15 protein-coding genes are annotated in these 12,938 nt (G+C 30.0%); 14 read left to right on the top strand and 1 reads right to left on the bottom strand.

Annotated features, from left to right (window positions below; translation table 11 throughout):
* Positions 1 to 9: 9 nt before the first annotated feature.
* A complete protein-coding gene (locus LNQ49_RS10520) occupies positions 10 to 918 on the top strand; it encodes a pseudouridine synthase (protein WP_229988746.1) in 909 nt (302 codons plus the stop codon).
* A gap of 86 nt (positions 919 to 1,004) precedes the next feature.
* Here the strand turns inward: LNQ49_RS10520 and LNQ49_RS10525 are convergent, their stop codons facing one another.
* Positions 1,005 to 1,604 (bottom strand): DUF937 domain-containing protein, encoded by a 600-nt coding sequence (locus LNQ49_RS10525; RefSeq protein WP_229988747.1) that lies wholly within the window; start codon positions 1,602 to 1,604, stop codon positions 1,005 to 1,007.
* A 654-nt stretch (positions 1,605 to 2,258) separates the two neighbouring features.
* Between LNQ49_RS10525 and LNQ49_RS10530 the strand changes: the two genes are divergently transcribed.
* The 13 genes from LNQ49_RS10530 (at position 2,259) to LNQ49_RS10590 (ending at position 12,937) form a co-directional block, all read left to right on the top strand.
* On the top strand, positions 2,259 to 2,834 hold the full coding sequence (locus tag LNQ49_RS10530; protein ID WP_229988749.1) for a TerD family protein: 576 nt from the start codon (positions 2,259 to 2,261) through the stop codon (positions 2,832 to 2,834).
* A 120-nt stretch (positions 2,835 to 2,954) separates the two neighbouring features.
* Entirely contained in the window at positions 2,955 to 3,620 is a 666-nt protein-coding gene (locus LNQ49_RS10535) for an HAD family hydrolase (protein WP_229988751.1), read from the top strand.
* 2 nt (positions 3,621 to 3,622) lie between these two features.
* Positions 3,623 to 4,429: a phosphoribosyltransferase family protein gene (locus tag LNQ49_RS10540; protein WP_229988754.1), complete on the top strand. Its 807-nt coding sequence runs from the start codon at positions 3,623 to 3,625 to the stop codon at positions 4,427 to 4,429.
* 3 nt (positions 4,430 to 4,432) lie between these two features.
* A complete protein-coding gene (locus LNQ49_RS10545; protein ID WP_229988756.1) occupies positions 4,433 to 4,987 on the top strand; it encodes a TerD family protein in 555 nt (184 codons plus the stop codon).
* Positions 4,988 to 4,991: 4 nt separating this feature from the next.
* On the top strand, positions 4,992 to 5,600 hold the full coding sequence (locus tag LNQ49_RS10550) for a TerD family protein (protein WP_229988757.1): 609 nt from the start codon (positions 4,992 to 4,994) through the stop codon (positions 5,598 to 5,600).
* An 8-nt stretch (positions 5,601 to 5,608) separates the two neighbouring features.
* A complete protein-coding gene (locus LNQ49_RS10555) occupies positions 5,609 to 6,697 on the top strand; it encodes a toxic anion resistance protein (RefSeq protein WP_229988760.1) in 1,089 nt (362 codons plus the stop codon).
* Between the two features lie 24 nt (positions 6,698 to 6,721).
* Positions 6,722 to 7,687, top strand: coding sequence for a hypothetical protein (locus LNQ49_RS10560; protein WP_229988762.1), 966 nt, complete (start codon positions 6,722 to 6,724; stop codon positions 7,685 to 7,687).
* Between the two features lie 9 nt (positions 7,688 to 7,696).
* Positions 7,697 to 8,248: a TerD family protein gene (locus tag LNQ49_RS10565; protein WP_229988764.1), complete on the top strand. Its 552-nt coding sequence runs from the start codon at positions 7,697 to 7,699 to the stop codon at positions 8,246 to 8,248.
* Between the two features lie 18 nt (positions 8,249 to 8,266).
* On the top strand, positions 8,267 to 8,926 hold the full coding sequence (locus tag LNQ49_RS10570) for a TerD family protein (RefSeq protein WP_229988765.1): 660 nt from the start codon (positions 8,267 to 8,269) through the stop codon (positions 8,924 to 8,926).
* A gap of 189 nt (positions 8,927 to 9,115) precedes the next feature.
* Positions 9,116 to 9,751, top strand: coding sequence for a vWA domain-containing protein (locus tag LNQ49_RS10575; protein WP_229988766.1), 636 nt, complete (start codon positions 9,116 to 9,118; stop codon positions 9,749 to 9,751).
* 11 nt (positions 9,752 to 9,762) lie between these two features.
* Positions 9,763 to 10,221 (top strand): hypothetical protein, encoded by a 459-nt coding sequence (locus LNQ49_RS10580; RefSeq protein WP_229988767.1) that lies wholly within the window; start codon positions 9,763 to 9,765, stop codon positions 10,219 to 10,221.
* A 243-nt stretch (positions 10,222 to 10,464) separates the two neighbouring features.
* Positions 10,465 to 11,520 carry a TerY-C metal binding domain-containing protein gene (locus LNQ49_RS10585; RefSeq protein WP_229988768.1) on the top strand — a complete coding sequence of 352 codons (1,056 nt, stop codon included), beginning with the start codon at positions 10,465 to 10,467 and terminating at the stop codon, positions 11,518 to 11,520.
* A 7-nt stretch (positions 11,521 to 11,527) separates the two neighbouring features.
* The gene (locus tag LNQ49_RS10590) at positions 11,528 to 12,937 is read left to right on the top strand and encodes a PP2C family serine/threonine-protein phosphatase (RefSeq protein ID WP_229988769.1); all 1,410 of its coding nucleotides are present in this window, start codon (positions 11,528 to 11,530) and stop codon (positions 12,935 to 12,937) included.
* The last annotated feature ends 1 nt before the right edge of the window (position 12,938 follow it).

Raw genomic sequence — 12,938 nt, forward strand, 5'->3', positions numbered from 1 at the left:
ACAGGATTTATGAATAATAAGGAAGGCAATAATAAAGGAAAAGGACCTAGAGCAAATAGCTCAAGACCTAACTCAAATAAGCCAAAACCTGCCATGCAAAAGCGTGCACAAGGGCCTAAAAAAGCTAAGCCGAATACTAAAATAGCGGAAGAAGCTGCTGAAAAAGCTGCAAAAAAACCGAATCAAGCACCTAAAAGACAAAAGGCTGCCGATGAGATTCGTTTAAATAAATATATTGCTAACTCAGGCGCGTGTTCTCGCCGTGACGCAGATATTTACATCCAATCTGGGAATGTAAAAGTAAATGGCGTTCCTGTTGTAGAAATGGGATACCTGGTAAAACCAGGTGATGTCGTTAATTTTGACGGAGCAGTTCTAACTCCAGAAAAGAAAGAATACATCTTATTAAACAAGCCTAAAAACTTTACAACTGCTTTTGACGAAGGTCAAGAATACCGTAATGTCTTAGAATTGGTTCGTGGTTCAACTAATGCTAAGATTGCAGCAGTAGGTAGAATGGATAAAAACACTACAGGTTTGTTGTTGTTTACAAATGATACTGATATGCTTCGTAAATTTACTTTACCAAGTCAGAAATCATCTAAAATATACCAAGTTTCATTAGATAAAAACTTGAAATTTGAGGATTTAGAAAAAATAAACAAAGGACTTGTTCTTGATGGACACCGTGTTTTTGTTGAAGATATAAGTTATATCGATAATGAACCAAAAAGCGAAATTGGACTTAAATTACGTTCATCGAATGTAAAAGTAGTACGTTCTATTTTTGAGCACTTTGAGTATGATGTTTTACGCATCGACCGTGTAGCATTTGCTGGTTTAACCAAAAAGAATTTACCAAGAGGTAACTGGCGTTTTTTAACAGAACAAGAAATTATCAATTTGAAGAACGTTTAAAAGGCTTCAAATTATATATAAGAAAGAGGAAATCCTGTTTTACATCTGTAAAATGGGATTTTTTTTAGCTAAAACAAAAGGAAGTCTTAAGAATTGCTATTTGAAAAAATATGATTGAAAATTGAGTTTGAAAATCTAGATTTGCTTTTTTCTTCAACAACTTCATATGATGAAAAGCCTAAGATAATTTTAATTCCAAGTGGAATACTATTTAAGATACCTCTTTTTTGCTCTTCTAGCGTTAATTGAAGGTCTTCTTGTAGTTCTTTTTTGTAATTGAAATAAGAGAAAACCAATAGTGCAGAGAAATTCAATACTTCGCGGGCAGTTTCACTTTTTATACCTACTTCGTTTGAGACCATTTCGGTAATTCTAGACTTTTTATTATCAAAAATTCGTTTTAATAATTTATTGCCTTCGTCTTTATAACAATCATCAACAGATAATAATCTTCCCGATTCAAAATCTATTTCTTTATAAAATTCAGTAACTCCTACAATCTCCACCAACTCATTATACAAACTGACCTCATGAATTTTATTATAGGCTCCTATTAAAATAGTTCCGATAGATGCATCAATCGCTTTAATTAGTAAAGCATCGTTTTCAAAGTAAAATTTATTCAGTTTAGAAACAACATTTGAAGAAATAAAACGTCTAAGTTCAATTTGTAAATTTGGATTCATGAATACTGGATTTCTTAATTAAAAAATAACTTATATCGATTATAAATAATCGACAAAGTGTGGCATTTTATCGTTTATGTGATAAATGTATACAAAATAATAACATATGCAAAAAAAACGTTAAAAAAAAATTTAACACTATCCTCAAAAAAACCATTTAATGCATAAAAAACCCAATAAAAGCATTAACTCCCCAAATTGCATCAAAAATCAACAAAAAATAAAAAATAAGAAAAATCGTACGTAAATATTTTAATATATAATCTTTAGTTTACAATTAATAAAAAAACTTACTATTAATAAATTTACATTTATAACTGTAACAAAACCCTCTTAAAAATGTATATATCTTATAGTTTCGGGCATAACTACATCTTATTACCCTATTTTGCATTAATGTCATAATATCCTAAGATTACAACACCATATTATGTTCCATAACAGCATGAAAAAGCCCAATACATACGAACAAAATTATAATATATTAGGAAAAAAGCTTTTGCAGAAGCTCCAATTTGAGAATATAAATCCTCCTAGTATAACCCAATAAAACGAAGAAAAATAAAAACGGTATTTTAACTATTTTAAAATAGTTTAATACAAAATATATTATAAATTTAGCCTTTTAAAACCAACTATACTTTAAATATCACTATGGCAATTAACTTACAGAAAGGGCAAAAAATAAATATTGGTTTATCAAAAATCACAATAGGTTTAGGTTGGGATCCAAACGAAGGAACAGGAAGTGATTTTGACTTGGATGCATCCGCAATAATGATAAATTCAGACAGAAAACTTTTAGGTGAAGACTACTTCGTTTTTTATAATAATCTAAAATCTCCTGATGAATCTTTAGAGCATACAGGTGATGATCCCGATGGAAAAAGTAGTGACGGTGATGATGATGAAGCTATAAAAGTTGATTTAAGTAAAATTGACCCAAGAGCTAATGAAATTTTATTTGTTGTAACAATTGAAGATTTTGAAAGAAGAAAACAAAACTTTGGTCAAGTTAGAAATTCATATATTAGAATAGTTGATAATGAAACTGGAGAAGAAATTGCCAAATATGAATTGGATGAAGATTTCTCAATAGAAACAGGAGTAGAATTTGGAAGGCTTTATAAGAAAAATGACCAATGGAAATTTGAAGCTTCAGGAATTGGATATAGAGCCGATTTAGGTTTCTTTTTGGAGAAATACTATTCTGGCGAGATCATCAAATAAAAACGATACATAATCAAATCCATTAATTACTAATTCCAGATTAACAATTTAGTACTTAAGAGAGGTTGTGCATTCAACTTAAATCTTGAAGATAATTTGTTACTGTCTAAACCTGTAAAATTGAAAATAAATCATTCAAACTATAGTCATCTTTCATTCGATTTATGGCTAACCCTTATAAAATCAAATCCTGAATTTAAAAGCAAGAGAAATCTATTATTTAAAGATTTTTTTGATGTAGATTGTTCAATCGAGAAGGTTAATGAGGTAATACGCTATTATGATGTTTTATGTAATAATATAAATGAAAGAACAGGTTCTAATATTGACACTTATGAAATTTATTATTTAATTTTAAACGCATTAAATTTAGATATAAACAATTTCTCAACGGATAAATTGGAATTATTCTATAAAGAGACTGAATTATTATTTTTAAAATATAAACCAGAACTCCTATATCATAATATCCCACAACTATTTGATGAAATTACTAAGCAAGAAAAAACAATTAACTTACTAAGCAATACAGCTTTCATCAGAGGAAATACATTGAGAAAAATATTATCTCATTATGAATTAGAAGATTATTTTAAATTTCAAATATACTCTGATGAAGTAGGGATTTCAAAACCAAATAGTCAAATATTTCAATTAGTATTTGACCAAGCAAATGAAATAAAAAAAATAACAAAAAAAGAAATACTGCATATTGGAGATAATATTGTGGCCGATTACAATGGGGCTATTAATTTTGGATTTGATGCACATCTATTAAAATTATAAAAGTGAATAAAAATTATAGTTTACATAAGATTCTTGAAAAAGATAATTGCCCATTTCAAGAAGAAGAATACAGCCGATTTAAGTTTGGTGATAAATTCTATGCAGAAAAATTTGCAAAAGAATTATTCAATGGCTTTACTGAACAATATGGCGAATTAATTTTATCAAACACGGAAATCGTAATACTCCCAAGTCCGTTTTTATCGATACCCACCGCATCAAACTTTTTGTGTTATTATTTCAAGAAACAACTGAATACCTTTCTATTTAAAAACAATAAAAAAGCATGTATTGAATCTAAAATTTACAGAAACCAAACTTATGTTACTGATTATGGGAATTTAGATTTTGAAGAAAGAGTAAAATTAATCTCTAACGATACTTATTATATTGATAGAAATTTCATTGAAGGAAAGTTATGTATTTTCGTAGATGACATTAAGATCACGGGGAGCCATGAACATACTGTAAATAAAATACTGAATCAGTATAATGTAAATGGAGATTTTGTATTTGTTTATTTTGCTGAATTGGCAAACAAAGAGATTCATCCAAACATAGAAAATTATTATAATTATTATTCCGTTAAGAACGTTGAAGACATAGTGAACATTATAAACAGTGATCATTTTCAATACAACACTCGAATAGTAAAATTTATATTAAGTCTCAACGAAGACGATTTTAGCTATTTAGCAAATAACATTTCGTTGCAAAAAAGCAGTGATTTATTTCACCTAGCAATAAGTAATAATTACCATCAGATTATAGAATACAGAAATAACATTAACGTAATAAAAATAGATTAAATTATGGCTATCAACTTACAAAAAGGGCAAAGAGAAAACATAAATGCCCCGAAATTTACAATTGGTTTAGGATGGGATACAAATAGTACCTCAACAGGAACAGGATATGATCTTGATGCTTCTGTATTTGTATTAGGAGATAATAAAAAAATAATCTCTGATGCTCATTTTATATTTTATAACAATTTAAAATCACCAGACGAGTCTGTAATCCACACAGGAGACAACTTAACAGGAGATGGAGACGGAGATGATGAGCAAGTAAAAATTGATTTAACAAAAATTGACTCAGCAGTAAAGGAAATCTGTATTGTTGTTACGATACATGATGCACAAAACAGAAAACAAAATTTTGGACAAGTTCGTAATTCATTTATTAGAATTGTAGATGATAGCAACAATACCGAAATGGTTAAATACGAATTAGAAGAAGACTTCTCAATAGAAACTGCTGTTGAGTTTGGTAGAATATATAATAAAGACGGACAATGGAAATTTGAAGCTATTGGCGCAGGAATGAAAGGTGGATTAGAGGATTATTTAAATAAATATAACTAGAAAAATGGCAATAAATTTAGAAAAAGGACAACGTATCAATCTTGAAAAAAGCAATGGTACTAAATTACAGAATATTTGCGTAGGAGTAAATTGGGGTGCTATTGAGAAAAAAGGGCTTTTTGGAACAAAAAAAGAACCTGTTGATCTAGATGCAAGTTGTGCTATTTATGATGAAAAGAAAAACCATATAGATTCTGTTAATTTTAGAAAACTATTATCTAATGACCAAGCTATTAAGCACAGTGGTGATGATTTAACTGGAGATTTAAACGGTGATGACGGATTAGATAATGAAGTTATTACTTTAGATTTTTCAAGAATATCACCATCTGCAAACCATGTAGCTTTTTTTATAAATAGTTTTAGAGGACAAGATTTTAAAGATATTCCATTTGCATCTATCAGAATATACGAAGGAACTCCAACAAGAGTTAACCAAGAATATGCTCGTTATGATATTGCAAACGATGCTTCTTTTGCTGGAAATGTATCAATGGTTCTTGGTGTTTTTTACAAAAGAAATGATGAATGGAAATTTAGTGCTATTGGAACACCTACAAGAGATAAAAAACTTGAAGAAACGATTCAAACTATCCAACAAAATCATTTATAAGAAACAACATGATAGACAATCAATTAGTTACTCAAGAAAACGTTGCGTTAATTGACAAAGATGGAAATGTAAACTTAGCTACAATTACTGAAACAGAAATAAATAGCTACAAATCGATCTCAAATCAATTAAATGAAAACGATGCCAATTCGATTTTAAATTACGGTGCTGAAATTCAAAATTCTATTGCAAAACAAAGTGATACTTTTTTGACCAACGTAAGAACATATAATTCTGGCGAGGTAGGAACTTTGATTAATGATTTGTTGACTGAATTAAATTATGTAGATGTTGACCAGTTAGACCAAGGTCCGTTTAAACGATTTCTTTCAAAGATTCCAGTCATTAATAAATTAGTTGTTGATGTAAAAAAATTATTCCAACAATACGATAAGATTACTGTAAACATTGATAAAATCAGTAATAAAGTAAAAGCAGGAATGATTAATTCTGTTAAAGATAATAGCGCTCTTCAAACAATGTTTGATGGTAATGTGGGACTTATCAAAGAAATGGAGAAACATGTCATTGCGGGTCAAATTCGTTTTAAAGAACTAAACGAAGAACTTGCTGTGATGGAAGCCAATACTGCACAATATCAAGATTATCAAATTTCTGATAAAAGGAATTTCATAAACCGTCTAGATAAACGTTTGGCCGACATGAAAATTGTTCGTTTTATTATGTTGCAATCTCTAGCGCAAATACGTGTGGTTCAAAACAACAATACCTCTATTGCAGAAAAAGCGCAATCTATCTTAACAACAACAATGCCTGTCTGGAAAAACCAGTTAACCCTGGCTGTTGCTTTACAGAGACAAAAACAAAATATTGAAATACAGCGAAAAGTATCTGAAACAACAAATACTATTTTGCAGAAAAATGCCGAAATGCTTAAACAAAACAGCATTGAAGTAGCCAAAGAAAATGAAAACACAATTGTTTCTTTAGAAACACTTAAAATGACAACCAAATCTTTAATAGATACTTTGACAGAAGTAAAACAAATTCACGAACAAGGTACAGAAACCAGAAGACAACTTGATGCTGGTTTACAAAGTCTTGAAAGTGAATTAAAAAAAGGTGTCATAAGTTAATTCAATATAAGATAAGCCCATTAAATGCAAGAGGAAGAGGAACGGTACGTTCAAATAATAAAAGATAGTAACAGAAAACTTGTGATTTTAGAATTGTTATCCAATTTCTTTAATCACAAGGATCTTGTTGGTACCTTAATAAAAACAAAAATAATCCATACTCTTTTTCAAAATAACCGCACATTAGACATTAATAAATTAGAATTATTTCACATACAGTTTACAAATAGCCTTATTGATTTATTTCAAAAAATCAAGAAATCAAAAGAACAGAACTATCTTTTAATTTCGGATGAGATATACATTAATGATGACATTATTTCAAAACTAAAATCAGAAATAGGAGAAACTAAGTTTACTAATCAAATGCGGGTTCATTCTCAAAATATGTCTAAAAAGATTGAGGAATTATATAACATATTTGTAACTGATAAATCTGCTTTATTTAATTGGAATGATATAACAATTTTTTCTGACAGCGTTCAATCCGAATACTACAGAGAAATAAGCATTGATCAATATGAGCAGCTCACCCGCTACAACAAAAGCTTGTATGAAAACTCATTTGCGAAATTTGAAAAAAAATTATTAGGCAGGTTAAATATTCTAAAATTCAAAATTAAATTTTTGTGTGGATTAGTTTGTAATAACGAGACGATTGAAGTCTATGAATTTAGAGACTCTAATGACAAATTTATTTATGTTGCCAATGATAAATCTTTCTATTTTTTAAATAGTGAAAATTCTATAGGAATAGATTTATCAAAAAACAATTCTGCAAAAGAAGAAATTGTAATACAATTAACAGCTAAAAATGCAGATTTGAACTTAGAGCTTAGCACAATCAAATCAATACTACCAGAAACTGTTCAAGAAGTATTAAAAGATTATTTAGACAAAATTTCATCTGTTGATTTCTTAGATGAGTTACAAAATGTGGATGAACAAACAAATATTTTAAAAACAATGTTAAACATTAATATTAATTAAAAGAATAAAATGGCAATTAATTTAGAAAAAGGGCAAAGACAAAGTATCGATGCACCAAAATTTACTGTAGGATTAGGATGGGATAGTAATTCTAGTAGTACTGGAGAAGGCTTTGACTTAGATGCATCAATATTTTTAGTTGGTGCTAATGGTAAACTTCCTTCTGATAATCATTTTGTATACTATAACAATCTAAAATCACCTGATCAAGCTGTAATCCATACTGGAGATAATTTAACTGGAGCCGGAGATGGAGATGATGAAAAAATACAAATTGATTTATCAAGAATTGCCCCAGAGGTTTCTGAAATTTCATTTGTAGTTACTATACATCATGCAGATACAAGAAGACAAAATTTTGGTCAAATTAGAAACTCATTTATCAGAATTCTGGATCAATCTAATGTAGAATTGGTTAAATATGAATTAGACGAAGATTTCTCTATAGAGACAGCAGTTGAATTTGGAAGAATTTACAAAAGAAACGATGAATGGAAATTTGAAGCTGTTGGTGTAGGAATGAAAGGTGGTTTACAAGATTATTTAAATAAATACAATTAACAAGAAACACTAAGAAACATGGCAATTAACTTAACCAAAGGACAAAAAATTGATCTAAGAAAATCAAGTGGTGAATCATTAACAAATTTCTGCGTTGGTGTAAACTGGGGAGCAATTGAAACAAAAGGATTCTTAGGATTATCAAAAAACGTAAAAGATGTAGACTTAGATTTAAGTTGTATTCTAATTGATGATCAGAACAACCTTTGTGATCATTTATATTCTCCTCTATACAGAATTGAAGCGTTACAACAATTTGGTCTACCAAAAGGTAAATTATTAAGTGTTGATGGTGCTTTAAAACATACTGGAGATGACCTTGCTGGAGATACAGGTGGAGATGACGGTTTAGATAATGAAATTATAACTGTAGATTTATCAAGAGTAGATTCAAAAGTTAATCAAATATTTTTCTTCTTGAACAATGCAGGAAATGAAGATTTTTCTCAAATTCCTTATGCAAAGATTAGAATGTACGAAGGTACTCCAACAAGAGTAGTTTCAGAATTTGCGTCCTATAATGTTTCTGCAGATAATCAATATGTAAACAAACGTTCAATCATTATGGGTAAACTATACAAACGAAATAATGAATGGAAATTTAGTGCTATTGGAGATCCTACAGAAGATACATTCTTAGGGCAAACAATCCACAAAATTGTAGCATCTTATCTATAATACCCCTACAGGTATTTGAAATAGTTCTTCAAATAAATTACCTCCTCCTCCATCTGAATTAAATATTGTTTTTTAAAATTTAGACAGGAGGAGTTTTTATTTTTAGAAAACCGCTAAATACAGTTTTTATAAATACTGTAGGCAATTTTTGAGTTATGTAATATCATTTCAATCATTTTTAAAAGTTATATGAGAAGATTACCAGTATATTTTTTATTAGATACCTCAGGTTCAATGTACGGCGAACCCATTCAAGCCTTAAATAATGCTTTGAGCGGTATGATTAACACATTGCGTTCAGATGCACAAGCTTTAGATTCTCTTTGGATAAGCATCATAACTTTTGATAGAGATGTAAAAGAGATTGTGCCATTAACAGAATTGGTAAACTTCCAACTTCCAGAAATAATATGTCCTCAAAGTGGCCCAACAAATACTGGAGCAGGACTTGAGTTTGTAATTGAAAAAGTAAACGCAGATGTGATAAAAGGTTCACCAACTCAAAAAGGAGATTGGAAACCTTTACTTTTTGTATTTACAGATGGAAAACCATCAGACATTCAACTTTATAGACAAAAAACACCAGAAATTAAAAACCTAAATTTTGGTGCTATTGTAGGTTGTGCAGCTGGACACATGGCCAATGATGATATTTTGAAAGAACTAACAGATAATGTCGTCCATCTAGACTCTGCTGATAGCTCTACTTTAAAGCAATTTTTTAAATGGGTATCTGAAACGATTGAGCAAGGCAATAAAAGCCAAGGAACTGGAGAAAGCGTAGCCTTACCTCCACCGCCAAGCGAAATAACTATCGTAATCTAAATTTTTAGAAGATGATAGATATAATATTTAAACTTTCAACATCAATTATTGATGTGGCAAAATATGCAGACGAAGCCTATCATGAAGGAGAACCAGATATAGACTCGATAGTTTTAAGCTCAGCTGAAAGATTAGAACTCATGGATATAGACAATCTAGTCGTGTGTTACCAATCAATAATTGTAAATGCTTTTACAATTAAACAGATAGAGCAACTTTTAATAGATAATTATCAAAAAGAGCATTTATACATAAGAGACATTATAACACGCAAGAACTGTATTTACATAAAAGTAATGCATGCTATACCCTTTACAGATATAGATAAATGTTACGGGACTTCTTTTTCCATTAACTATATGGAGTCAAATAATTGTATATCTGTTTATGGGATTAAAACAAAAAACACAGACGAAAAACAGGCTTTTAAAGAAATTGCACATGAATTAATAACTACTCTTTCAAAATGATTCTTATTAAACTTTTCATCCAGATTCTAATAATTGGTTTGTTTTTATATTCAACCCTACTACCCTATAAATATAAATTGAATCCGCAATGCAAAAAGACTTTTGACTTTTTCAAGAGTGTCTTTTTACCATATTCAATTTTCTAAAACCAGTTGCAAAGCCATTTTTAGAATAGGATTGCAATTGATATAACACAAATCGCGCTTTTAATTATTTTTTTAATGCTATTAAATTTCCTTTAAAATGAGAAGATTACCTATATATTTTTTGATTGATATATCCGAATCAATGGTTGGAGAACCTATTCAACAAGTTGAAGAAGGGCTAGCTACAATTATTCAAGCTTTAAAAACAGATCCTCATGCGCTGGAAACTGTATTTGTTTCTATCATAGTTTTTGCTGGGCAACCTAAAACATTAGTTCCTTTGCAAGAAATAGTTAGTTTTTATCCTCCTAAATTCCCCATTGGAAGCGGAACCTCATTAAGCAAAGGATTAGGGCATTTAATGCATGAATTGAGAACAAATATTGTTAAGACTACCTATGAAATGAAAGGAGATTGGAAACCAATTGTATTTTTATTTACAGATGGAGTCCCAACAGATGATAGTAAAGCCGCAATTAATGAATGGAAACTTAATTGGCAAAAAACGGCTAACCTAATTGCAATCTCTTTTGGAAACGAAACTGACACAAAACTTTTAGGAGAATTAACAGAAAACGTTTTACACTTTAATAATACAAATGTTCAGTCTTATAAAGAATTCTTCAAGTGGGTTACAGATTCTATAAAAACAAGTAGTATAAGTGTAGAAAGCAATTCGACAGGTTTTGAATTGGCAAAATTAGATGGAGAAACACTTTCGAAAATAGATTTAACCAAATCAGAACCAAATCGTCAATATGTAGATGATAATTTTGTTGTGTTAAACGGGAAATGTCAAAATACCAAAAGACCGTATTTGATGAAATACCGCAAAACAATTGCTCCATCAATTTATGCGGGTATCGAGTTATCATCAAAAAACTACAAGTTAGTTGGAGCATATCAAGTTGACAATTCTTATTTTGAACTAGCAGATACAACAAATTTCAACAATAAAGTAAATACCGACGAACTTATAGGAGGCCCGACATGTCCTTGTTGTGGCAATCAAATTGCATTTGCAGTCTGTGTTTGCAGCAAAATACATTGCATTGGCGATGAGAATATAAGTACCTGTCCTTGGTGCAATAATCAAGGTACTTATGGCGCTAGTGGCGAAGGTGGTTTTGATGTAAACAGAACGCAAGGATAATTTTTTTATGGAAGAAACAAAAAAATATCTCCAAGCTTTTTTATCACAAAATAAAATCGATATCTCAAAAAGCAAGCATACGCTTTTTAATGATTTTATCAATAATGAAACTAATATTACAGCAGTTAAGATAATAAAAGAAAATCAACAAAAGATTATGGCAAACTGGGTGCTAAAAACTAGAATTGATGATATCATTCAACAATCAGTATTATTACCGAATGGTACAGTGAATAAAAATTATGAATCAAAAATTGACTTTATTAAATTAGGCTGGAACGATATTATTTATTCAGAAATTAAAAACTTAGACGATACTGGACTTTCTTTTAACGATACGGAAGAGTTACTTCATGGAAATCCAAAAATAAGCGGCGATTTAAAATTAAAACTATTATTCAGAGTTGAAGGAGAAGAAGAAAATTCAACATTAAATGAAAAGACAATTACGGTAATTATAAATCCTGATCCAAAATCTTTGTGGAAAAACATTGAAAGCGATAAAACTGATCCTTTCTGGAAAGAAGATAACATTGCTATCTCTGGAAAGTTTTTGGACAAAAACATAGTTATAGCTTCAAAAAGAGGAAGAAGTCATGCCAATGTTGGTTCCTTTAGAGATGATGATTATACTTTTAAAAACATTAATGAAACAGGCTGGTCTGTTCTAGCAGTTTCAGATGGTGCTGGCTCAGCAAATTCATCAAGACAAGGATCTAAATTGGCCTGTGATTTAGTGATTGAATATTTTGAACAGAATTTAAAACCCGAATATCTAAAAGAATTTGACGAAACGCTCTTAAACCATTATAACAAAACAGATGAAGAGACATCAAAAAAAATAAACCATTTTGTTTACAATACACTATCAAAGGCAGCTCATTATGTGTATGAAAAACTAGATGAGTTTGCCATACAAAACGGAAGAGAACTAAAAGATTTTCATTCGACTTTAATATTTACATTAGTCAAAAAATATGATTTTGGCTATGCCATCCTAACCTTTGGAGTTGGTGATTGCCCTATAGGTCTATTAAACAAAGATTTAACCGAAATAAAACTAATGAACTGGTTAGATGTTGGAGAATTTGGCGGAGGAACACGATTTATTACAATGCCAGAAATATTTCAAAGTGATAAATTCCCATCCCGTTTTGGTTTTAAATTAGTTGATGATTTCTCTTATTTGATGTTAATGACAGATGGAATTTACGACCCTAAATTTGTTGTTGAAGTTAATTTAGAAAAAATAACAAAGTGGAATGATTTTTTAGGAGATTTGCACGGAAATAATGAAGATGGCCATAAGGTCGATTTTAATCCCGAAAACACTCAAATTGCAAACCAGCTTTCGACATGGATGGATTTTTGGAGTCCAGGAAATCACGATGACAGAACCCTAGCTATAATTTACTAAA

The organism is Flavobacterium pisciphilum (assembly GCF_020905345.1).
Classification (GTDB): domain Bacteria; phylum Bacteroidota; class Bacteroidia; order Flavobacteriales; family Flavobacteriaceae; genus Flavobacterium; species Flavobacterium pisciphilum.